Below are 23,495 nucleotides of genomic sequence, written 5' to 3' on the forward strand. Positions count from 1 at the left end.
TTTTGGTTCTTTTGTGTCTTTATTTTTCGGAAAGACTATCCCTTGATTTTACTCGTTTTGATTCGAGGTGAAAACATTAAAAAACAGGATATCGGTTTTAAATGACGGTTAGGTGACTTTTTCAGATAATCGGTGCATTAAGTTTTATCTGTGTTTTCTGGTGGTTTATTTTGTTTAGAAGTATGACAACCACATTCTGGAACAGGATCAACGCCGCCCGGGTTTCCAGGGTGGCATTTTATAATTCGTTTGATCGCCAGCCAAAGACCGCAAAACACACCATGTTGTTGCACCGCTTCAATCGTGTAGTGAGAGCAGCTTGGATAAAAACGACAACGAGGACCGAGTAATGGGCTAATAAAAAGCTGGTAAAAGCGAACAGGGAGGATAATCAGCCATTTAAGAGGGTTCATAGTTAACTCTGACAGTTGGGAATGATTTAAACGATTCGTGATAAGCTTACCATAAATAGCCTGTGACGCTCGAAAAGCAGTCTATGCGTTAGGGCGTATGGATTGAAATAAAATACTGTTCGAAAGCTGTTGTTAGCGTTTAAAATACCTCTAATTATCGAAATGGACAAAGTGAAGTTATGAAAACGATTCTGATTACCCAAGCCAAAGTTGTGAACGAAGGCAAGATATTTGAAGCAGATGTTCTTATTAAAGATGGGCTGATTCAAAAAATCGCGCCGCAATTAGACGTTTCAGCGGACACAGTTATTGATGCAAAGGGGCAGCATTTATTGCCTGGCTTTATTGATGATCAGGTGCATTTTCGTGATCCAGGACTGACGGCAAAAGGCAGTATTGCGACAGAATCAAAAGCGGCCATTGCGGGGGGTACAACCTCGTTTATGGACATGCCAAATGTAAAGCCAACGACCACGACGCTTGAAAATCTTGAAGCGAAGTTTGAATTAGCGTCTAAAACGTCTTGGACAAACTATTCATTTTACCTAGGAGCGACCAACGATAACCTTGAAGAAGTGAAAGCCTTAGATCCAAATCAAGCGTGTGGGGTCAAAATTTTCATGGGAGCATCGACTGGAAATATGCTGGTGGATCGTGAAAAAGCATTAACCGATATCTTCACACACAGCCCGACTTTGATTACCACGCACTGTGAAGACACGCCGATGATTCAAGCGCAAGAAGCGATTTATCGTGAAAAGTATGGAGAGGATGTGCCGATGAAATACCATCCTGATATCCGGTGTCGCGAAGCGTGCTATAAATCGTCTTCTTTCGCGGTGGATTTAGCGAAAAAAACCGGCGCAGATTTACATGTCTTACACCTTACGACGGCAGAAGAAATGGCTTTGTTTGAACCGGGTCCGGTTGCAGGTAAAAAGATTACAGCAGAAGCGTGTGTGCATCATCTCTGGTTTGCCGAAGAAGATTATGAGACCAAAGGCAGTTTGATTAAATGTAATCCGGCAATTAAAAAAGTGTCGGATCGTGAAGCGATTCGCCAGGCGGTCAGAGAAGGTCGAATTGACATTATCGCAACCGACCATGCGCCGCACACCTGGGATGAAAAGCAGAATAAATATTTCACAGCACCAGCAGGGTTGCCTCAGGTTCAACAGTCTTTAACAGCATTGTTGGAGATGGTGGATCAAGGAGTGTTTGACTTGGAAACCGTCGTACAGAAAACCGCCCATAATGTTGCCATTCGTTATGAAATCAAAGACCGTGGTTATATTCGAGAAGGGTATGCTGCAGATATTGTATTGGTTGATTTGAATAAACCCCATACCGATAATAAAGCCGATAACCTTTATCAATGCGGATGGTCACCTTGGGAAGGGCATACCTTTAAATCGAGTGTGATGACGACCATCGTCAATGGCGAGATTAAATATCATCAAGGACAATTTTCAGAATTTACCCCTGGACAGAGATTGTCATTTGATCGTCGATAACCGGAAAGAATAAAAACAACCAGGCCTGGCTGATTTAAATAAACGACCTTGATCAACTTTACTTCGAAATAAATGATTTTTGCTTGCGTTCAATAAACGTGCGGAGTAAAGTTTTTATAAGCCTGATAAAAGCCTTTAAACAGCGGTTTATATAAGTAAAGGCTGATAGAGGACTCATATTTAGCGATTTTTTAGGGGTTACAAATGTCAGAAGTTTTTATTGGTCGTCAGCCGATTTTAGATCAATCCATGCAAGTCTTTGCCTATGAGCTTGAATTTCATCAAGGGCTCAATCCAAATCAAACCACGGTTGCTGCAACCGAACAGCTTCTTCAAAAAACCGAAGACGAGATCGGGTTTCAATCGATTGTTGGCAAGCATGTTGCCCTGATGCAGTTGCCTAGAGAATTGATTGCGCATGCCAAACTACCTGCTTTTGATTCTAATCACCGTATCGTATTAGAGATTCCAAATGATGTGACGCATGATGTGGAAATCTTGAAAAGTTTGAAAACGCTTAAGATGGAAGGTTCTGCCATTGCGGTGGATAATTTTACCGATGATGAATCGAGTCAAAAGCTGGCCACAATCAGCGACTTTGCCAAGATTGATAATGAAGCCTGCTCAGAAGTGAAAATGAAATCGATGTTAAAATCGCTTCATGAACAAGGCATCAAAGTCATTGCAGAAAAAGTTGAAACGGAAGAAATGTTCAACTATCTAAAAAAGATGGGGTTTGACTATTTTCAAGGTTACTTTTTTACCAATCCTGTGATCATGAATGGGCATAAACTGTCGGGTAACAAGCTGACATTGTTACAATTGGTGTCCAAAATCAACAATCCTAATACTGGCTTTGAAGAACTTTCAGAAATTTTAAGTCACGATGTTGCTTTAAGCCACAAACTGCTGGTTGCGGTGAATAATCCGGCGGCGATGATCCCGATTAAAGTAGAAACCATTGCCGATGCATTAAAGTATATGGGGCTTAAGCGTTTGAAGTTTTGGGTCAATATGATGCTGCTGTCAGACTTGGAAGATACTCCCAAAGAATTGTTGACAACCTCGCTGGTTCGCGCAAGATTTTGTGAAAAACTCGCTGAAAAATCCGGCCATGGTCGAGATAAAGACAGTTTCTTTTTAGTGGGCTTGTTTTCTAATTTAGGTGCATTTTTCCGTGCCCCTATCGAAACAATTGTTGAAGAGATGCCGTTGTCAGATGAGATTAAAACCGCATTAATCGATAAAAAAGGCCCCATGGGAGAGGCATTGAAATGTCTGCAAAAGCTTGAATCAACCGATGCCAGCAGTATTGATTTATGCTTTGAATCGGTTGGCATCAGCGATATTGCCAATATTTTTATGTCGGCATCCGCTTGGGCGCAACAGGCAACAGATAGTATTTAACACTCAATTAACACTAACCATCCAACACAAAGAAGGAATAGGAAATGGCCATGCAATCAATTAACCCTGCGACGGGAGAACTCATCGCTGAATTTGAAACTTGGGATCAAGCAACATTGGACGATGTTGTGACACAAGCAGGGTATGAATTTGCAGACTGGTCAAAACTGACGCCTTTAGAAGACCGCATTGCTTTATTAAAGCGATTAGGTGATGTTTTGATGGATGACCAACAGGTGTTAGCCGAATTAATCACGCTAGAAATGGGCAAGCTCTATTCGGAAGCATTGGCTGAAGTAGAGAAGTGCGCCTTATTATGTGACTACTATGCAGAACATGCTGAAAAATTTTTGGCAGATGAACCGATTGAATCAGGTGCTTCTCGTAGTTATGTCGCTTACCTTCCTTTGGGGGTGGTATTGGGGGTCATGCCATGGAACTATCCATTTTGGCAAGTCTTCCGTTTTGCAGTGCCAACTGTCACGGCCGGTAATATTGCTTTATTGAAGCATGCGTCAAACGTTCCCCAATGTGCATTGGCGATTGAAGAAGTTTTTCGTAAAGCCGGATATCCTGACGGAATTTTCACCAACTTGATGATTGGTTCAGATAAAGTGGAGTCGGTGATTCGTCATCCAGCAGTTAAAGCGGTCTCTTTGACTGGGAGTGAGCATGCTGGACGCAAGGTGGCCAGTGTCGCAGGGGAAGAATTGAAAAAAACGGTTTTAGAATTAGGCGGGTCGGATGCGTTTATCGTTTTGGATAATGCGGATATCAAGCAAGCTGTTGTCGGCGCTGTCAAAGGACGTTTCTTGAATGTGGGGCAAAGCTGTATTGCCGCAAAACGTTTTATTGTTGATAGTATGATCTCAGAGGATTTTACAACTCAATTTCAAAAAGCAATAGAAGATCAATTCACCCCTGGTGACCCGATGGATGCAGCAACCACTCTAGCGCCGATGGCGCGCCAGGATTTATTGGATGAACTTCATCAACAAGTCATGGCATCAGTTGAGCTGGGAGCGAAAATTGTGACCGGCGGTTATCAATTGGATCGTCCAGGATATTATTATGCGCCCACTATTCTGACAAACATCACCAGTAATATGCCGGCCTTTAGTGAAGAGTTTTTTGGCCCGGTCGCCATTATTTTGAAAGCGTCTGAACCAGCACATGCGTTAGGACTAGCGAATGCAACTGATTTTGGTTTGGGCGGTTCTATCTGGGGCGATGACCTGGCAACAGCCGAGACCATGGCAAGAGGCATGGAATCCGGCGCCACTTTTATTAACAGCCCAACCTTTTCGGACCCCCGTCTACCTTTTGGGGGAGTGAAAAACTCAGGTTATGGCCGAGAACTTTCTGCACAAGGCATTCGAGAGTTCACCAACATTAAAACCATTTGGGTGAAATAATGACACTACTATGGAAAACGTTAGTTGATCTAAAAGAACCTGCTATCTTGATTCGGTTGTTCATTCCCTTTGTTGTTGGGTTGATAGTGGTCTCCCTGATGGGGTATGGCCTGTTTGGATTTATTTTGACCAGTGATTTTGTGACACAAAGTACTTTTGTGCAAGACTTTCAAGGTTGGCAACAACAGGCTGAAGATACGATTGGTGCCATTCCGTTGATTGGTGGATTGATCCTTTGGTTTTTAGGGTTTACGGTTGCAGTGATTGCAGGCATGCTGGGCATCGTATTGGGCAGTTATTTAGTGCTGCTGTTTGCAATGATCGTAACAGGCTTTATGACGGATTCATTGGTTAAAGTCGTGCATGACAAACATTATCCCCATACAACTTATCGTGGGCATGGTTCGATGGTAGGCATGATTTGGAAATTAGTGAAATTCGGCTTACTGATGTTGTTACTGATTTTAGTGACTTTCCCTTTGCTGTTCGTGCCATTGATTAATGTCGTTTGGTTCTGGTTGATTGGTTTTTTGTTCTTTCATTATGCGATAGTGCAAGATGTGGGACAGGTAATTTTACCAGAATCGCTGTTTAAACAATTAAAGCCCATTACCAATTGGCCGCCGACGTTTTCCATCGGCGTGTTGTATGCTTTGAGCATTTTCCCTATCATTAGTTTTTTCGCACCGGTGTTGGCTGTTATCGCGTTATCGCACTATTATTTCGATCAACTCTCATTGGAGCCAGAACTGAAAAGCAACGACGACGCAATTATTGACTGAGCGCATAGTTTTACGGCTAATCGGTGGAAACTTTAATTTGATAGGTCGCATGGCAGCTGATACACGTCTGTTGTAACTCTGCCAGCCGTTCCAATATAACAGCCGAGTCCCCCATGGTTTCAGCTTCATAGGCAATGTCTTCAAAACCTTTGTGAATTTTTGGACCTAACGCTTTAAAGCCTTCTGGTAGTTTTTTTGTCAAGCTGGCAGGCGTTGAACGCATTTGCTTAATACCAACCTCACGTGCTGTCGTTTCAACCGATTCCATCTCCTCTTTTAAACTGGCGGCCAATATCTTCTGGCTGGCCACTAGAAACTGACGCATTTCTTTGAGGAGCATGGCTTTTTCATTTTCATTTAACCATACCGCTGTCCGGTTATCTGCTGAGACTGCAGGAAGGGTTGTTCCTAGCAGTAAGACGCTGAGTGCAACCTGTTTTACAAGCGATTGTATGTTAGTTTTGGGTAATGTCATGTTAGACCTCCTTTGGTCTTTTTAATCAGGCCCGATTGCAGGATATCAATCAGTTGCTGGGTGAATTCTTCTAAGGTTGGATCAATTTTTTCGGTACTTTCAATGCGATCACGCATCGGTTGGCTGGTGAGATAAAAACACAAGCTGCCGATAATCATAAAATGTGGGGTTAAGGCATTGATTGGTTCGAAGTTTGGATTAGGGTCTTCTGTGTCTAAGATGAATTTTAAGGTAGATAACAATCGCTGCATTTGATGTCTGGCGGTCACTGGCATGTTGTGTCCGCCTGAAGCAATTTCGCGCATCAAAATAGCGGGCATCGCCGGAGTGGCATTGGCCAGCTTCGCAAATGTTTTTACGAAAGCCTTTAGTTTAGGCGTACCCGGCGTAGCAAGTTCGGTTGCATTGATCACGGCATCGGCTACATTGGCGAATAAATGCGTCAGGCACTGTTCATAGAGATTGGATTTGTCCTGGAAATGGTAATAGATGCTGGCTTTGTTGACACCGGAACGGACTGTTAGTTCATCCATTATTGTGCCATCGTAACCCTTTTCGGCAAACATCTCAGTCGCAGTGGTGCGAATTTTCAACGCGGTAGCATTTTGTTTATTGTTGCGAGTCATGGGGCAGATCGTCCTGAAATGCGAATAATTTAACTATATAGTTTAACTATTTAGTTAAAAATATCTAGATCTCAAATGTGAAAGAAATGTGCGACTCATTAAAAGGTGAGAAAGAAAGATTTATTTTTTCTTTTTCTTGGCGGTCTTTTTCTTCTTTTTCTTAGGCTTTTTCAAGGCATCTTTTAATTTAAAGTTAGCCTCAAGTCCTTTGATCTTGCCGACTGGAAGGGATTGTTGTAGATGGTATTCAATGCGTTGCAAGTTTGGTAAGTCATGACGTTCCACCAAATTGATGGCAATACCGACTTGTTGCGCTCGCCCGGTACGACCGATACGGTGAATGTAGATGTCTCCACGATAAGGCACGTCATAATTGATGACATGGGTGACGTTTAAGATATCCAAGCCGCGAGCAGCCACGTCCGTAGCAACCAATACTTTGATTTTTCCTTGTTTGAATTTTTGGGTTTTTTCCAGGCGTTTGGCTTGGATAAAATCACCATGCAACACTGTGCTGGATATATGTTCATTTTGCAGCCAGTCTGCCAGTTCTATGGCGCGTTCTTTTTTATTGCAGAACACAATAGCGCTTTGACAAGTGTCGTCTTCCAATATCGCTTTTAGCAAGGCTTGTTTATGTGGCTTATCATTTGCCAGGTAAACCAATTGCTGAATCTGGTCGGACTTTTCATTTGGCGCGTTGACTTGGATGATTTCTGGGGAATCCAAGACTTCATTGGCAAATTTTGTAATGCCCGAGCCGGCGAGCGTTGCCGAAAAGCAAGCTGCTTGAAAATCACCCGGAATGGCTTCAATCAATGCTAAAACATCCGGACCTTGACCCATATCCAGCATTCGATCTGCTTCATCAATAATCAATAACTCTATGTCTGATAGATCAATGAATTCCTTACTCATAATGTTTAAAAGACGTCCCGGCGTTGCGACCAGGATGTCGATTTTGGACTGCAGTATTTCCAGTTGTTTGTCTGAGGCAAACCCACCGGTGACAACATTCGATTCAAAAGAGCAGTACTGACTTAATTGCTTAACCACTTTATGGATTTGAAACGCCAGTTCGCGTGTTGGCGCTAAAATCAATACTCTAGGCTGACGGCTTGGTCGAGGGTCATCCAGTAAAAACTGTAATGCAGGTAACACAAAAGCGGCTGTTTTTCCCGTTCCCGTTGCGGCTCCGGCAAGCACATCTTTACTCAACAGCATTTCGGGAATTGCCTTCGCCTGAATAGGCGTTGGTTTGTGATAGTGCTGTTCCTCAATCGCCGTTAGCAGTTTGGGATCAAGATCTAGTTCTTCGAAAGTCATGGCAGCTCTTTGGTTATCAGTTTCAGCTTTTAACGTGTTAAAAGCATCAATCGTACAGAAAAAATAAGGATTGATTCACTCGGAATTAATCAGAAACGATATTATAACAAGGCTCATAGTTTTCCGTTCCTAATTTCATTCGGCGTTGTTGAATGAATTGTTGTAGAAGCTTGTCCATGCGGTGCATAATTTCCGGATCGCCTTTAATTTTAAAGGGGCCATGCTTTTTAATTTGCGCAACACCTTCGGTTTTAACATTCCCTGCAACGATTGCTGAAAAAACACAGCGTAGATGACTGGCCAGTTCATGGATGGGCTGTTTTTTATGCAGTTGTAATTGCGCAACGGTTTCATGTGTTGGGTTGAACGGCTGCTGTAATTCGAGTGGAATATGTAAATTCCAATTGAAGTAATAGGCATCGCTGGTCGCTTTTCGGTGATCTTTAACATCTTGAATACCACGTTGAATAAAATCAGCCGCCTTTTGAGGATGGCCAATTAAGAGCGTCAGTTTGTTAGTGGCTTCAGGACCTAAGGTATAGTCAATAAACTCCATTACCGCATCAAAATAGGCTTTTCCTGATCTAGGCGCCGTCAGCACTACGGGTAAAGGTACGTCTTTATTTTTAGGATGCATTAAGACGCTCAGTAAATAGAGAATTTCTTCCATTGTGCCCGCTCCGCCAGGGAAGATAATAATACCGTGCCCTAATCGCATGAAGGCTTCCAGGCGTTTTTCAATGTCTGGCATAATGGTGAGCTCATTGACGATGGCATTAGGCGCTTCTGCGGCGATAATCCCGGGCTCGGTCAATCCAATAAAACGTCCTTTGGTATAACGTTGTTTACCATGCCCTAACACAGCGCCTTTCATGGGGCCTTTCATCGCGCCAGGACCACAGCCCGTACAAATATCGAGTTTGCGAAGTCCGAGCTGATAACCGGTTTGTTTAGTGTATTTATATTCTTCCAGGGTAATAGAGTGGCCACCCCAACAAGTGACAATGTTCGGAACACAGTCGGGTTTCATGAGTGCGGCATTTCTAGCAATATGAAATATAGCATTCGTGATGCCGAATGAAGTGTTGAGGTCAAACTCGCCACTGTCCATAATTTCGTTTCGAGCGTAGATCAAATCTCGAATGACGGCGGTCAGATGCTCTTGTAACCCTTCAATCATTGCGCCATTCACGAAAGCATTATCAGGTGCATTCTCAATTTCCATCTGTAATCCGCGGCCTTTGATATATACCCGGATCTGAAAGTCTGGGTGTGCTTCTAACAAGGCCAGACCGTTATCATCTTTGGTGCCGGTATTCAGTACAGCCAAACTACATTGTCTGAAAACATCGTTCAGCCCCTGATCAGTTTGGTCGCAAAGTTGTTGTGCTTCTTTATAAGAAAGGATTTGCAGGGCACCTGCGGGGCGAATTAAAGCTTTTTTGATAAGATTATTCATGATAGATTAGTGTTACTAAATTTCTGTCAAGGTTGATATTATGCGCTCAAATGCCCCTTATGAAGAAGGTTTTTTAATTATTTTACTCTTGACCGCGGTTGTCGGGTTATTGTGGTTGTTTTCGCCTTTTTTAGAGGCTTTGCTGTTTGCGATGATTTTAGCCACCGCAACCTATTCCCTGTATTTAAAAGTATTACCCAAAGTAAAGCAATCACCAAATTATGCGTCGGCCATTATGAGTGTGCTTGTTTTTGTAACTGTTATTGCACCCGTGACTTATTTATTGTTGGAGGTTGGTTTGCAGGTGGGGCATATTGTCAGCCAAGCGCAACAATGGTTGTCACAGCAGACGCCTGAAACCTTATCTGAGCTGAATCAAAACCTAGTGAAAGTGATTCCTTTTCCGGAAAGCACCCAAATGGAACTGATTCGTCAAGTTAAGGAAAACTCTGACAAATTGATTACCTTTGCACAAGATACGATTATGTTTTTGGTAAAAGGGATTTTTGGCAGTACAACGTCCTTTCTGACGTTTATCTTTTTAGCAGTATTTGCCTTGTTTTTCTTTTACCGTGATGGTCATCGCATTTCGCATCACTTAAAAATCCTGTCACCATTAGAAAATTATTACGACACGATGATCATGACACGTTTTTCAAATTTATCGACCATTTTGTTGTTGTCAGTACTGGGCGTGGCGTTGATGCAAGGGGCGGTGTTTGCTGTGGTGGCTTGGTTTTTAGGTATGCCTGGCTTGTTTATCGGGATGGCAATTGCCATTACCTCGTTTATTCCAATTGTCGGAGCGGCATTAATCTGGATTCCTTTTGCATTGGTGATGGCGGCTCAGGGAGATTATACGGCCGCTGGTATTGTGGTGTTCTTTGGTGCCGTTGTGAATGGATTCTTTATTGATAATGTCGTGCGTCCAGTTTTGATTCAAAAAATTTCTGCTTCCTTAGGCGGGGCATCAGAATCTTTAGCGGTAGCCAATCACACTTTAATTACCGTGCTTTCAACTTTTGCCGGACTGATTCATTTTGGGATGATAGGGTTGTTTTTCGGGCCGGTCATCGCGGCAATGGCCATTACTATTTTTGATGTTTATGCCCATAAAAACTCTGATCTTTTGGATAGAACCTAATTTATTAGAACGAGCGTATTGAATTATTTTGGCGGCGATTAAAAACCTCAATGAGGTTTTTGGAGTGTAGATGTTATTATCTCTTTACGTATTATTTCCTGTTGCAACAGGTAAAAAATGATTGAACGTAATCTAGGAGGAATAATGAGAAGCGCTTATAAACTAAGTTTTATTGCTTTAATCGCCGGACTGGGTGTTTTGCCTAACGCGAATGCGGAATCCAACCAAGATCCTTATGTCGCCGGATTTGAAGCATGGGCTAAAGAGGTCGGCGGCGGAGGGAGTAATATCCAATCTCAGGCTGCAAAAACTTATGTCAATGATGTAAAAGCGACAGAGAAAAAGGCCGGTTATATTGGGAAAAAGTTGCCTTTACCGCAAGCGGTGAAAGTGACGGATGGGGTGTATACCATTGTCGGTAGTCAGATTTGGCATAATCCGTCCAACTTCGGATTGAATAACAACATTTCATTTGTGATCTTCAAAGATGGCGTGTTTGTCTTTAATGCGGGCGCCAACCCAGCCATCGCGTACAGCGTGCACCAGCAAATCAAAAAAATCACTGACAAACCCGTTAAATGGCTGGTGGTTGAAAACAACCAAGGGCACGCTTATTTAGGCGCGAGTTACTGGGTGGATGTCGGTGTTAAAAATCTGTATTCCAGTGAGTTGGCGAATATGCAATTCGATCAGGCGTTTGATGCCATCAAACAGGAATGGTCGATGCGAGTCGGCAAGGCAATTACCGATTCAGCGCGTAATGTTTCGGACAAGTTCACGACCTTTAACAATAAAATGGAAGTGGATGTCGGTGGTGGTGAAAAATTCATTTTGATGGATTTTGGCCCTGGGCACACCCCAGCCTCCACCAGTGTTTACATTCCATCAAGAAAAGTCTTTTTCTCTGGCGATTTAGCGTTTAATGAACGGATGCCGGTGATGTTCCCTTACACCAACAGCTTTGATTGGATGAACTCGTTTGAAAACATGATGAAAGTCATTCCAAAAGATGTGTTTGTGATTCCAGGGCACGGAACGCCGACCAATATGGCAACGGTAAAAAAACAAACCTATGACTATTTCCGTTACTTACAGAAAGAAGTACAAAAAGTCGTCGATGAAGGTGGGCATCAGGAAGAAGCAGAAAACGTCGATCAGTCGATGTATAAAGATCGTCCGGTGTTTGACCAAGCCGCGAAAAACAATGCCAGAAGAATCTACAATGAAATTACCGGGGGTGATTTTTAATGGATTGCACCATAAAGAAGATACGGTAAATATTAAAAAAGGGCTTTTCAGCCCTTTTTTATTGTCTGCTCGGCATGATTAAATTTAACCAGGCCTGGCTAATTCTAAGTCGGTTACGCGACTAGATTTCCTAGAATTCGACGGAATTCATTCGCTTGTTCCGGGTCGTTCGGTGCCAGCATTTGAATCACACTGACCGTCATTTCTTGCGCTGCACCGTCTTTATAATCCGGTTGCGCTTCCAGAATGGTGAATAGCTGATCCATTGCTTCCATATACTGATGGTCAGCGATATAACAAATCGATAAATCAAACCGCGCATCAAAATCACTTGGGTTGGCTTCCAGTTGACCTATTAGCGTTTCTTTTCCAGCAGTCTTATTCGCCAGCCCTTTAAAGGTGATTTGGCCAACCAAAGCACGACCCGTTTCACTGTCTCTTTCCTTTTCAGGGAGCCTGTTGAACAGTTCGGTAGCTTGTTTCAGGAGCCCTACGTCCAGCATGACTTGAATCATATCCATCGCAATCATGACATTACCCGGGTCTTTTTGAATGGCTTCTGTCAGCAGCTGAATTGCTGTTTCTGTGTCCCCTTCAATATGTTTTTGACGGGCTTGCTCTCGCATATCATCCGACTCACGGAAAATACCAAAGTTTTTTAACAGCACACGTAGTTCATCTAAATCCATTAACCCCACTTCGTGGTGAACAATTTCGCCATCTTTAAAAACTTTTAACGATGGCACATTGACGATGTCATACATTTCGCGTAAATCCACTTCCATGTCTGTGTCAACGCGCCCGAAAACGAATTGTCCTGCAAACATTTCGGCTAAATCCGAAAGCGTGTTTTCCATTTGAATACATGTGCCGATGGAAGGGTTCATGAATAAAACAAATACGGGAAGTTTGTAAGAGTTGGTCAAAACAATATTGTTGAAATTGTTTTTCGAGACTTCAAAGTTGTAGATTTCTGGTTGGCTCATAATGGAATTCTTGCATTAAGGGTTCAAGTTGGTTTAAGGTAATAGCTTGTTATTATAGCAATTTCAGAACGTTCTGCCGTTCTGGTTTGGTTGTGCGAAAAAAAACCGCCAGGCCTGGCGGTTTTACAATTAATGAATGGTGGACAACAAAGCCTGAATCATCGCGGATACGGTGTCTTCTGCCATGGCGATGCCGATGCGCTTGCTGTCTTTGTGTTGCACATACACATACGCAATCGCTTTCGACTCTTTGCCTTCATGTAATGCATGTTCGCTGTAATCCAAAACATCCACTTGCTGTCCGGTGCGTCGTTGCCAGGCATCACACAATGCGCTTAAGGTACCATTGCCTTGGCCTTGCCAAGTTTCGCCGTTCACTTCCACACTTAAATGCTCTTTGCCTTCCTTGCGGGACAATTGGTAATTGTTCAATTCCGCTAAAGATTTGTCCAAACGATAATGTTGGATAAACGCATCATACAGCATTTGATGACTGACAATCCCGCCGGCTTGTTCAGCAATGGTTTGAGCGACTGGGGCAAAATCTTGCTGCACCCATTTCGGTAAGTTCAAATCATATTCCTGCGTCAGTACGAACGCCGCACCGGCTTTGCCGGACTGACTGTTGACGCGAATAATGGCCTCATAGCTTCGATTCAAATCTTTGGGATCAATCGGTAAATAGGCCACATTCCACGGTTCATCGTCTTTCTGGCGCATCAGGCATTTGCGAATCGCATCCTGATGGCTGCCGGAATAAGCGGTGTAAACCGCTTCGCCCACCCATGGATGACGAACATGGGTATCAATTTTGGTGACTTCTTCAATCACCGGCACCCAGCTGTCCGGGTTGGACAGATTAAGTTCCGGGTCAATGCCTTCACTGTAAAGATTCATCGCCAGCGTGACGATGTCCATGTTCCCGGTGCGCTCACCATTGCCTAACAGCGTGCCTTCAATTCGGTCCGCGCCCGCCAGTAACGACAGTTCCGCCGCCGCCACGGCGCAACCGCGATCGTTATGGGTGTGGATAGAAATAATCGCCGATTCACGGTTTTTCAAATGAGTGATGAAATATTCCACCTGGTCGGCAAAACGATTCGGAGAGGTACTTTCCACCGTGGCCGGCAAATTTAAAATGCAGCGGTTGTCTGGTGTCGGTTGCCACACATCCATCACTGCCTGACACACTTCCACCGCATAATCGGTCTCGGTTTGAGAAAAGCTTTCCGGAGAATACTGGAATACCCAGTCGGAATCCGGATGTTCTTTGGCATAACTTTGCACCCATTTTGCGCCTTGAACCGCCATGGCTTTGATATCGGCTTTCGATTTACAGAAAACCTTTTCACGTTGTACGGTAGAGGTGGTGTTATACACATGCACCACCGCTTGCTTCACGCCTTGCAACGCTTCATAAGTACGCTTAATCAAATGTTCTCTGGCTTGCACCAGCACCTGCACCGACACATCGTCCGGAATGCGGTTTTCTTCAATTAAGCGGCGCGCAAAATCAAACTCCAACTGACTGGCGGCCGGGAAACCGATTTCGATGGTTTTAAAACCAATCGCCACCAGTTGATCCCAAAGCTTAAGCTTTTGCTCCACCGTCATTGGGTTGGCTAACGCCTGATTGCCGTCTCGTAGATCGACACTTGCCCAAATCGGTGCCTGGGTAAGGCGTTGGTTCGGCCACTGGCGATTGGGTAAATCGGGCGTGATCGTTGGGCGATATTTTTCAGGCGTCATCATGTTCACAGTTTTTTTTCCTATGGATGTTCGGTTATTGATTGCATTTTCAGCGTTGCGAGCGAAGGTGCTCACCTCTGGAGAAAATTGTAACAATTTGAGGGGGCTATTTAATTGTGAAAAATTGGTTAATTTACGGTAATATCACAATTAAATATCAATATTGTAGTTAAAATAGAAATAAACTGCTTCTATATAAAGTTTTATTAAAATAATTGGATAAAAATAGCGATTATGACAACCGAACATTTCGATAAATACGACAAAGCGATTCTGCGCACCTTGCAAGATAATGGGCGCTTAAGCAATCAAGAACTCGCGGAAGTCATCGGCTTGTCGCCTTCAGCTTGCTTAAGGCGTTTCAAAGCGTTGGAAGAGGCGGGCGTGATTGTCGGCTACCGTGCTTTGTTGGATGCCAAATCGCTGGGGTTGGACTTAATGGCGCTGGTACACATCTCGATGGACAAACACACCCAAGAGCGCTTTCGTGCTTTTGATGAAGCGGTGCAGGCGTTGCCGAATATTGTCGAATGTTTGCTGCTCACCGGGCAAACCGCCGACTATCAATTGAAAGTGGTGGTAAAAGACTTGGAAGCCTATCAAGATTTATTGCTGAATCACATTACTCAAATCGAAGGCGTCAGTGGGGTTCATACCAGTTTTGTCTTACGCAAAGTGGTGGATAAAACGGCGTTGCCGATTGATTAATTTTTTTGGCTTAGTATTTCAAAGTAGCCTTTCACTTCTTCTGAACTAATTGTCGTAAAATTTGGTTTGATGGAAAATCGTCTTTTATGCTTAGTATTTCCAATATCAAGATATGATATATCTATTGTGATATAGGGAATGTTGCGAATATCTGCGAGTTTATTTTCTTGAGGCTTATGAGAATTTATAATTAAAGTCAAGAGAACTGAGATTAAGCTAGTATATGAAGAAGGTAAAAATATTTTTTCAGGTGTTTTGTCTATTGAACTAGGAACTACAAAATCTAAAATTTTAATCTGATGTCCATTCCATATGATAGATGTTGATGTTGTTTGATTTTCTGATTCTAAAATCAGACAACCATCTTTTAATTCAATTTTATATTTAAAAGAGCTATCTTGAACAAGCTGGTTAGCCATTAATACCATTTTTTTTATAGAGTAAGACCATTTTATTTGAACTTCTTTAGCTGAACCTAAGCCAATATTTTGAAGAAGAATATAAATTATTTTTTGTGCAGCTTGCTCGTTATCTGTTTTAGGTTCTTTTAAATAGTCGCTTTTTAAAAACTTATCTTTATTTTCAAGTATGAAGCTTGATCCTATAAGAATTAATTCTGGTTTATACGAAGCTTTACTGTGCTTAGAAGAAAGGTAAACAGCAAAAAGTGCAGCAATAGCAGAAAAAAATGCAGCAACGCTTGTAGCTAAAGATATACCTTGATCAAGTGTCATATGAATCCTAAATTGTTCTTTAGTATAAAGCCTGCTGGTTTTGAAACGAACCTTATTTAGTTAGCGTTAATTATTTTGTCTCGTTTAGGCAATAAAAACAAGAAACTTTCTATGTCATTCGGTTTTTGTATAAATAGCTGGTGGCGTATTTGATGATTATCGCCATTAAGCGAAAGACTAAATTGTAGATATAAAAAACGCCCAGGCCTGGGCGTTTTTTGATTGAGAGTAGAATGACTTAGTTCTGGAAACGTTCCATAAAGTTCGGTTCGTCGGAATACCCGCCCGGCACGTTTTTGGTGACAATCGCCACGGCATCGTGCGGGTGTAAGCTTTCCAAATGGTTGACACGCACCCAGTAGTCTTTGTATTCCGGGCAGCTTTCCAATTTGGCTTGTAAGCGGCGTGCGGCGTCTTCACAGAACATCAGGTTAGTGGCGTTCAAGCGGGCAAATTCTTGCTCGTCTTCTCGTTTCACCGTCGATTGCACCGGTGTCTTAACCGCATCCTCAATCTGGTTGATGACATTGGATAAATTCAGCGGATGCTCGGCATTCACTTTCAATTTCACCTGTGCATAAGAACGCTGGCTGTGCGGCGTGGCACAAATGCCTTCCGGCGTGCCGAGCCATTCCAATACTTGGTTGTAATCCAACGCCTGACCATTGAACTGTTGTTCAAAGGCTTCTTGAATCAGTTGGCGCGAGAGCGCAGCTGAACAAGGGCAAGTGGAGGAATACGGCACGCTGATGCTGATTTCACACTCGAATTGACCGTTTCGCATTTCCCCTCTTAGGGTACAAGGGTAATGTTTCCAACCGGAGTTATCCGATTTGAGCGAGCGACGTCTTTCATAGTAATCAAAACGAAACTCCACAAAGGCATTCTGGCTGAGGCCTTGGTGTGATTCGATGAACGCGGTTAATAGGGTTTGAATGCTGGCCGGGTTAAGAGGCGCATTCGATCCCATTTCATCGAGTATCAAGTACAGACGAGACATGTGGATGCCTTTGCTTAAAGGGTCATCGAGACTGACGTAAGCTTGAACTTGTGATGAAAGGGTTAAGGTTTGCGAATCTTGTTCGATTTTGATTGGCAGTTCTATGCCACTCATTCCGACCCAGTTCAGTTTGCCTTGTGGGTCTTGGTGGGGCTGGCAAGCGATATCGGGCATGTGCTTTGTCATGCAATTTCCTTCGGCTTTTTGAGTGCTTTGGTTTAAAGGGTTTTAAAGCAAAGTCGTGCTCATATTGTAAAAAAGAAGAAAATTATACCATATGTTGTGATTATCTGAGTCAACGACTCAAGTTTATTTATCATTGAGCGTGGTTACTATTCTGCTTTGTAAGCAAAAGTTCGGGGTTATGGGTCGCGAACCAGCAGTGCTTTCTGTAACTCCGTTTCGATGGCTGTCAGTTGGTCGGTGATGTCGGTTTGGTAGATGAGTTCTAAACGGCTGTCTTGACGCCAAGCGATGTCTTCCAGTGTCATTTGGTCATCGATTTGATTGAACAGTTGCCATTCATTGCCAGTTCTTAAAATACCTTTGCCACGGATCAAATTGGATTGTTGGGCGATGAATGCTTTGAATTGGGTGCGGTTGAATTGCACTTGTGGAGTGAACTGCCAACCAATCGTGCTGGTGCTTCCCGTTTGCACTTGTATTTTCAAGCAATGTGGTAAAGTGGATGGATATTCAATTGGCGTATGCTGAGTTTGTTCGGCATGTTCGGCCAACCCTTCCAATAAAGTAAATGGCACTTGGGTTTGTTTAAAATCGACCAGGCCTGGCTGTTTTTCGGCAAAGTCGCCGAATTGTGTGAGCAGGATGTTTTCTTTTGGAGGATAAACGCTCTGCAACAGGGTTTGGGCTTGTTGAAGTTCTTCTGGCGAAGCGGTATCTATCTTGTTGAGCAAAAGAGTGTCGGCCAAGTGAACTAAGTCTCGCATCACGGCGGATTTTTGCCAGCGCTCCGGTGTCAGTTGTGCGGGGGTGATCAGGCAGATAATGCCAGCAAGGTAAATTTGCGGCTGAAAGGCTCTGAGAGTATCAATGATTTTAGCGGGGTGGCCCAATCCTGTTGGCTCAATGAGAATGCGATCCAGCGGATGTTTTAGCAAAGACTGTAATGCCTGTTGATAGCCCATTTGAGCACTGCAGCAAATACAGCCGCCGGAAACGGCTTCAATAATGTCGCTGTCGAGATTGAGGGTGGCGGCATCAATGCCGATTTCACCAAATTCATTGATGAGCAGTCCCCAGGTTTCTTGCGCGGGTTTGTGCTCAAGTAGATGGTGAATGGCGGTGGTTTTGCCACTGCCAAGCAGACCCGTCACCAAGGTGACAGGGATCGATTTAGAGGTCTTTTCCATCCAACAAGTCGTTGATGAGCTCGTCTTTTTTCAGGTTTCTGCCGAGACGTTCGCAAATGATTTGCGCATCCCGATACGCATTCCCTAAGCAAGTGGTGGCACCTGGTGACGGGGTCATGTTGAAAATGACATTGCCGGTTTCTGGAACGATGCTGGCTTCCCCCAGTTTTAACTGTTTGGTGGTTTTGTCGATAACCTGTGGGCGTACACCACCAAAGCCTTCGGCATAAGTCAGATCGTCGGTTGTAAGGTTCGGCAGAATCTTACGCGCATCTTTGACGAATAGTTTTTTGTTTAACCATGGAATTTCAAATAAGAAATTACGGAAAATATAGTTTCGGATGGTGCTGTCTTTTAATAGATCCCAGAAAACGCGTAACACTTTGGTGTCCAGCTTAAGCGTTTTCCAGAAATCCCAGTAAGTGCCGCCTGTGTAGCGTTCCAGTTTTGGTAACGCCAGTGCGGTTGGCCCTAGGCGGGTCTTGCCTGGTTCGGTCAAGTCAGGGTCACCATGCAGCGCAGCAAAAGGCAGTTTGTCGTTTTGCATGGTATACACTTTTCCGTTCAGCATATTGGGTGCAAAATAGAAGCTGCCGGCCATCGGTAAAGTGGATAAGTCCATGCCGTGTCCCATTTGGTTGGCCAGCAATAAACTGTGTGCACCGGCTGAGACGACCACAAAATTTGCCATGAAGGTACCGTGCGCGGTTTTTAATTCGTAATGGTCTTCAAAGTCTTTGATATCGTCGACTTTCGAACTTAAGAATACCTGAATGTCTTTTCCGGTTTTGCGCGCGCTTTCAATAAAAGATTTAGAAAGGATGCCGTAATTCACTGCGGAATATTCATCGGTGCAGCCGCTGGCAAGAATCTTTTCCGGACGCGGTTTGCCATCGATTAAGGCGACATTCGGTTCGACTTCGGCAATTTTTTCAGCATCCCACAGTTCCATGTAAGGAAAGCCATCTTTAAATTCTTCATGACGTTTTTCCAGACGGTCGCATTCTTCTTCACCCACCGCAAGAATCATTTTCGGGTATTTAAATAGGAAGTCGTTTTTATCCACCTGTTCAGCGTACTTCACCAGCATATTGGCGGTACGCTTGACTGAAATCGCTTTTTCCAACGTGTAGTTGGTTTCGATGTCGCCACAATGTAACGTTTGGCTGTTGCTGCGCGCATTGGAATTCAATGGTGCCAGAGAGCCGTACTTTTCCAGAATGGCGATGGATTTGATGTCGGTGTATTTGGCTAGAGTATAAGCCAATGCGGTTCCAGTGATGCCACCGCCAACAATTACCACATCAAACATACGATTTTGCATAGTATTTCAGTCCATTAGAATTTTTTAGCAAGCTGGCTATTATATAAAATTCTTTAGGGTTTGCATAATTAGAATTGCGGTAAGCTATTGTTATTCGGTTAGTCGATGGCTTTTAGGAAGTCAGTTGACAGCTTCTTGGATTGTTTTCATATTGTTTTAACGCGGCTAAATCTGTCTGACACTCCAAGGTTGCATTCAGCAAAGTTTGAAATTGTGGAAGGTTGAGTATGGAAAGAGCCGATTGTTCGATTTGATAATGCATCCAAGTTCCTTCGCGCCAAGAATTGACCAGGCCTGCATTTTTCAGATAGTTGAGGTGGCGTGAAATGGTGCTTTGGCCTTGTTCTAACACGGTGACGAGGTCGCAGACACATAAGGTCTCTCGTTGAAGTAATAAAGATAGGATGCGCAGTCTGAGCGGTTCAGAAAGTGCTTTAAAAAGGCGGGCAGTGTTGTCTAAGGTCACGGTTTTATTTTCAGTTATCATAATTAATTGTTTATATCATATCGTCAGTTTGGATGATTAGGCAACTTTGTTGATTTTTTATCGGCCATATCAAAAAAGTTTACTTTTGAGTGTCGACTGGCGTATTATATATCTGTCTATGCGGATATATGAATTTAATTAAATGGATCCATTAAAGTCCTAAGTTAGGAGGCTTGTTAAAATGAATAAAATTATAAGATGGTTTGGGGTGTTGTTCGCATTCGGGATGATGTCATCGGCTTGGTCGGCTGAGGTTGAGTTTCGTCAAGTGACGCCAGGCGTTTATGCTTTTGTTGGCCCTTTGACAGATCGTACGCCTGAAAACTTAGGGTTGAATAATAATATCGGTTTGATCGATACGTCGGAAGGATGGGTCTTTGTGGATTCCGGTGCCGGTGATCTGGCCGCAAAAGCATTGGAAAAAGCCGCTCAGAAAATTAAAGCGCAACCGGTTGTGGCGGTGGTTAATTTAGGCAGTCAGGATCATCGCTGGTTAGGGAATGATTATTTTGCTCGACAGGGCGCTAAGATATACGCTTACCAAGGCACGGTGAACACGCAAAAAAAGATGTTTGCTCAGCTGCAAGATTCGGTTGTGAAAAAAGTGCCGGCTTTGAAAGGTATGAAAATGAAAACGGCAGATAAGGTGTTTGAATCGACTCAAAACCAATTTTCAATTGGTGGGGTTTCGATGCAGCTTAATTTCTATGGCGACGCCCATTTTTCGGGCGATGCGGTGCTGTGGTTACCGGAACAAAAAGTTTTATTTACCGGCGATGTGGTGTATGTCGATCGAATGCTAGGCATTCATCCCTGGTCGAACGTAGTGTCTTGGAATAAAGCTTATCAAGCCATGCGTGCTTTACCGGCAGAATTCGTTGTGCCGGGACATGGTCGAGTGACAAACTGGCAGAAAGCGGATGCGGAAACCGGCGATTATTTGGCAAAGTTGGTTCAGACCATGACGGAAGAAGCTGAGAACTTCTCAGGTGTGGGCGTTGCCGTATCTAACAATAAGAACTGGCCAGCGTTTAAACACTTAAAACATTACGATTCATGGCATAAAAGAAATTTGAATCGCGCATATTTACAGATAGAAGCGTCGCTTTAAATCCTTAAATAGAAGGGAATTTCATGTTTGAGTTATTGGGAAACCAAATCGCCTATGATGTCCTAAAGCTAGATCCCGCAAGTGCCTTAGGCGCTTCGGTGCAGTTTTTTGTCATGGATACAGTGAAAATATTCGTGATGCTGGTGGTGATTATCTACCTAATGGGGCTGCTACGGGCGTTTGTATCGACTGAGAAAGTTCGGACGATTATTGCCGGAAAACCCAAGTGGATGGGGCGTTCTTTAGCGATTTTATTAGGCGGGGTGACGCCCTTTTGTTCCTGTTCATCGGTGCCATTATTTATCGGGTTTGTGGAAGCGCGTATTCCCTTAGGAATCACGTTTGCATTTTTGATTGCCAGTCCGATGATTAATGAAGTGGCAGTGGTGCTTTTGATCGGTATTTTAGGATGGGAAGTCGCCTTGCTTTATGTGTTGGCTGGTGTCGTTGTGGCGTATGTCGGATCGATAATCATGGAAGCATTTAAGCTGGAGCGTTGGGTGGAAGCTTATGTTTGGGATATTAAAGTACGACAAGCGCAGGAACAGAAAGCGAACACAGGCGGTTTGAGCGAACGTCATAGCTTTGCTTGGAATGAAGTCAAAGTCATTGTGCAGCGTATTTGGTTGTGGGTGGTTATCGGTATCGGGCTAGGGGCGGCATTTCATGGATATGTGCCCCAGGCATGGATTGAATCGACCTTGGCCGATGCGCAAAACTGGTGGAGTGTGCCAGCTGCGGTGTTAATTGGGGTGCCTTTATATTCTAACGCGACCGGGGTAATCCCGATTGTTGAAGCCATGCTTGGCAAAGGCGTGCCGATTGGTACGAGTTTGGCGTTGATGATGAGTGTTGCGGCGTTATCATTGCCGGAGTTATTGATTCTTCGCAAAGTCATCCGTTGGCCAGCATTGATGGTGTTTGTGGGGGTGCTGACGGTAGCGTTTATTGTCGTCGGTTATTTATTTAATTTTTTGTATCCCTAAAGTTAGGAGTGATGATGTTTTTCACAGAGTTTCAACGAATTTTAAAAGAGCATTCATCAAAAAGACTGAAGTTTGTTTTGCCGGATGGTAACTCCGTGCCTGAGCATTTTCATATTACCGATGTAGGAAGCGTCTTTCGGCATTTTATTGATTGTGGAGGGCAGCTTCGAGAGGAGTCTTATGTTCAAATCCAATTATGGTTGGGGGCGGATAAAGAGCATCGGATAACGTCTGAGACAGCCACGAAAATTTTGCAGCAGAGTCAGCCTGTTTTAAACAAAATTCAGCAGTTGGAGAGCTGTGAGGTCATGATCGAGTATCAGACAATGTTAACGGCTCTTTATTCTATTCGTGAAATGAAGAACACAGAGGCCGAGATTATCTTCTTTTTGGAGGCAACCAAGACGCAGTGTTTGGCCGCGTTACGTCATGAGCAAGAAAAGAAACAAGGTTATGAAAGCAGCTGTTGTTCTAAAGACAGTTGTTGCGGTTAACGTTCAACGCGTTGTTTTAAGAAAATGAATTGATTAAAAATCAGCCAGGCCTGGCTGATTTTAGACAGAATTAAAATAAAAGGAGAGACAAGATGAAAGGGAATTTAATGGTGAGAATGATGACGTTCATGATCCTGTTATCAATCGGTTTAGCACATGGATTTGGTCAAGTGAATTTATGGGAAGTGAACTGGTTATGGTTGGCGATATTTGCGAGTGCAATGGGCTTGCAGGCGACTTTTACCGGGTTTTGCCCTTCTAACTTAATCGGTAAGTTATCGAAAACGGGTGAATGTTGTCCTGAGGGGGCTTGCGGTACGACACCTAAAACTGAAAAAACCGATAGCGCGGCATCAAAGTCGAGCTGTTGTGGGTCGGATAATGACACTCAACAGAGTTCTAGTGCGTGCTGTGGTTCGGATGATGCTGAAAAATCCAGCTCTAAAGGATGTTGCGGTTCGCAAGAAGGGCCTATTATTAAGGTGTTGGGTACGGGCTGTGCCAGCTGCGAGAATACGGTGAAGTTGATTCAGTCGGTGGCCGATGAGAAAAAGATTGCCGTGCAGATTGTGAAAGTTGAAGACGTTAGCGAAATCGCTTCTTATGGTGTGATGAGTACCCCAGCCATCGTCATTAATGAAGAAGTCATTCACAGTGGCAGTCTGCCAAGTAAGGATAAAGTGGCTGAATGGTTAGAGAGTTTGGCGTCGTCATAATTCATACAACTGCCATAT

General features: G+C 43.6%; 23 protein-coding genes. 11 read left to right on the plus strand and 12 right to left on the minus strand.

The window, feature by feature from the left end:
* Nucleotides 1-137: 137 nt before the first annotated feature.
* Nucleotides 138-413: a membrane protein insertion efficiency factor YidD gene (yidD, locus tag P8629_RS06290; RefSeq protein ID WP_278165276.1), complete on the minus strand. Its 276-nt coding sequence runs from the start codon at nt 411-413 to the stop codon at nt 138-140.
* 179 nt (nt 414-592) lie between these two features.
* Between yidD and P8629_RS06295 the strand changes: the two genes are divergently transcribed.
* From P8629_RS06295 to P8629_RS06310, 4 genes are all read left to right on the plus strand, one after another.
* Entirely contained in the window at nt 593-1,927 is a 1,335-nt protein-coding gene (locus tag P8629_RS06295) for a dihydroorotase (RefSeq protein ID WP_278165277.1), read from the plus strand.
* A 204-nt stretch (nt 1,928-2,131) separates the two neighbouring features.
* A complete protein-coding gene (locus tag P8629_RS06300) occupies nt 2,132-3,334 on the plus strand; it encodes an EAL and HDOD domain-containing protein (protein ID WP_278165278.1) in 1,203 nt (400 codons plus the stop codon).
* A gap of 44 nt (nt 3,335-3,378) precedes the next feature.
* Complete coding sequence (locus P8629_RS06305; RefSeq protein ID WP_278165279.1) at nt 3,379-4,749, plus strand: NAD-dependent succinate-semialdehyde dehydrogenase; 1,371 nt, start codon at nt 3,379-3,381, stop codon at nt 4,747-4,749.
* Nucleotides 4,749-5,531 (plus strand): EI24 domain-containing protein, encoded by a 783-nt coding sequence (locus P8629_RS06310; RefSeq protein WP_278165280.1) that lies wholly within the window; start codon nt 4,749-4,751, stop codon nt 5,529-5,531. Before P8629_RS06305 ends, P8629_RS06310 begins: the two co-directional genes overlap by 1 nt.
* A gap of 16 nt (nt 5,532-5,547) precedes the next feature.
* Here the strand turns inward: P8629_RS06310 and P8629_RS06315 are convergent, their stop codons facing one another.
* From P8629_RS06315 to ppnN, 4 genes are all read right to left on the minus strand, one after another.
* Nucleotides 5,548-6,006 carry a hypothetical protein gene (locus tag P8629_RS06315; RefSeq protein ID WP_278165281.1) on the minus strand — a complete coding sequence of 153 codons (459 nt, stop codon included), beginning with the start codon at nt 6,004-6,006 and terminating at the stop codon, nt 5,548-5,550.
* Nucleotides 6,003-6,632: a TetR/AcrR family transcriptional regulator gene (locus P8629_RS06320; RefSeq protein WP_278165282.1), complete on the minus strand. Its 630-nt coding sequence runs from the start codon at nt 6,630-6,632 to the stop codon at nt 6,003-6,005. Before P8629_RS06320 ends, P8629_RS06315 begins: the two co-directional genes overlap by 4 nt.
* 120 nt (nt 6,633-6,752) lie before the next feature.
* Nucleotides 6,753-7,958: a DEAD/DEAH box helicase gene (locus P8629_RS06325; protein ID WP_278165283.1), complete on the minus strand. Its 1,206-nt coding sequence runs from the start codon at nt 7,956-7,958 to the stop codon at nt 6,753-6,755.
* Nucleotides 7,959-8,043: 85 nt separating this feature from the next.
* On the minus strand, nt 8,044-9,417 hold the full coding sequence (ppnN, locus tag P8629_RS06330; RefSeq protein WP_278165284.1) for a nucleotide 5'-monophosphate nucleosidase PpnN: 1,374 nt from the start codon (nt 9,415-9,417) through the stop codon (nt 8,044-8,046).
* Between the two features lie 40 nt (nt 9,418-9,457).
* Here ppnN and P8629_RS06335 point away from each other — a divergent pair, with 40 nt between their 5' ends.
* Complete coding sequence (locus P8629_RS06335; protein WP_278165285.1) at nt 9,458-10,561, plus strand: AI-2E family transporter; 1,104 nt, start codon at nt 9,458-9,460, stop codon at nt 10,559-10,561.
* A 144-nt stretch (nt 10,562-10,705) separates the two neighbouring features.
* Nucleotides 10,706-11,809, plus strand: coding sequence for an MBL fold metallo-hydrolase (locus P8629_RS06340; protein WP_278165286.1), 1,104 nt, complete (start codon nt 10,706-10,708; stop codon nt 11,807-11,809).
* A 113-nt stretch (nt 11,810-11,922) separates the two neighbouring features.
* Here P8629_RS06340 and P8629_RS06345 read toward each other — a convergent pair whose 3' ends face one another.
* Entirely contained in the window at nt 11,923-12,795 is an 873-nt protein-coding gene (locus P8629_RS06345) for a tetratricopeptide repeat protein (protein ID WP_278165287.1), read from the minus strand.
* 129 nt (nt 12,796-12,924) lie between these two features.
* Nucleotides 12,925-14,547 carry a 2-isopropylmalate synthase gene (locus P8629_RS06350; protein ID WP_278165377.1) on the minus strand — a complete coding sequence of 541 codons (1,623 nt, stop codon included), beginning with the start codon at nt 14,545-14,547 and terminating at the stop codon, nt 12,925-12,927.
* 231 nt (nt 14,548-14,778) lie between these two features.
* Here P8629_RS06350 and P8629_RS06355 point away from each other — a divergent pair, with 231 nt between their 5' ends.
* The gene (locus P8629_RS06355; RefSeq protein WP_278165288.1) at nt 14,779-15,252 is read left to right on the plus strand and encodes an Lrp/AsnC family transcriptional regulator; all 474 of its coding nucleotides are present in this window, start codon (nt 14,779-14,781) and stop codon (nt 15,250-15,252) included.
* Here the strand turns inward: P8629_RS06355 and P8629_RS06360 are convergent.
* From P8629_RS06360 to P8629_RS06380, 5 genes are all read right to left on the minus strand, one after another.
* Nucleotides 15,249-15,986 (minus strand): hypothetical protein, encoded by a 738-nt coding sequence (locus tag P8629_RS06360; RefSeq protein ID WP_278165289.1) that lies wholly within the window; start codon nt 15,984-15,986, stop codon nt 15,249-15,251. The genes P8629_RS06355 and P8629_RS06360 overlap by 4 nt on opposite strands.
* Nucleotides 15,987-16,224: 238 nt before the next feature.
* Nucleotides 16,225-17,172, minus strand: a complete 948-nt coding sequence (gene folE2, locus P8629_RS06365; protein ID WP_278165290.1) for a GTP cyclohydrolase FolE2 — start codon at nt 17,170-17,172, stop codon at nt 16,225-16,227.
* 176 nt (nt 17,173-17,348) lie between these two features.
* Complete coding sequence (locus P8629_RS06370; protein WP_278165291.1) at nt 17,349-18,359, minus strand: CobW family GTP-binding protein; 1,011 nt, start codon at nt 18,357-18,359, stop codon at nt 17,349-17,351.
* A complete protein-coding gene (locus tag P8629_RS06375; protein ID WP_278165292.1) occupies nt 18,343-19,683 on the minus strand; it encodes an FAD-dependent oxidoreductase in 1,341 nt (446 codons plus the stop codon). The genes P8629_RS06370 and P8629_RS06375 overlap by 17 nt, the downstream gene beginning before the upstream one ends.
* Before the next feature lie 112 nt (nt 19,684-19,795).
* Entirely contained in the window at nt 19,796-20,170 is a 375-nt protein-coding gene (locus P8629_RS06380) for an ArsR/SmtB family transcription factor (protein WP_278165293.1), read from the minus strand.
* Nucleotides 20,171-20,351: 181 nt separating this feature from the next.
* On the opposite strand from P8629_RS06380, the gene P8629_RS06385 reads away from it, so the two are divergent.
* The 4 genes from P8629_RS06385 to P8629_RS06400 all read left to right on the plus strand — a co-directional run bounded on the left by P8629_RS06385 (nt 20,352) and on the right by P8629_RS06400 (nt 23,477).
* Nucleotides 20,352-21,281 (plus strand): MBL fold metallo-hydrolase, encoded by a 930-nt coding sequence (locus tag P8629_RS06385; RefSeq protein ID WP_278165294.1) that lies wholly within the window; start codon nt 20,352-20,354, stop codon nt 21,279-21,281.
* Nucleotides 21,282-21,304: 23 nt separating this feature from the next.
* Nucleotides 21,305-22,267 carry a permease gene (locus P8629_RS06390; RefSeq protein ID WP_278165295.1) on the plus strand — a complete coding sequence of 321 codons (963 nt, stop codon included), beginning with the start codon at nt 21,305-21,307 and terminating at the stop codon, nt 22,265-22,267.
* An 11-nt stretch (nt 22,268-22,278) separates the two neighbouring features.
* Entirely contained in the window at nt 22,279-22,761 is a 483-nt protein-coding gene (locus tag P8629_RS06395) for a DUF6428 family protein (protein WP_278165296.1), read from the plus strand.
* 92 nt (nt 22,762-22,853) lie between these two features.
* On the plus strand, nt 22,854-23,477 hold the full coding sequence (locus P8629_RS06400; protein ID WP_278165297.1) for an MTH895/ArsE family thioredoxin-like protein: 624 nt from the start codon (nt 22,854-22,856) through the stop codon (nt 23,475-23,477).
* Nucleotides 23,478-23,495: the final 18 nt, after the last annotated feature.

This window comes from Hydrogenovibrio sp. 3SP14C1, from assembly GCF_029625905.1.
In the GTDB taxonomy this organism is placed as follows: domain Bacteria; phylum Pseudomonadota; class Gammaproteobacteria; order Thiomicrospirales; family Thiomicrospiraceae; genus Hydrogenovibrio.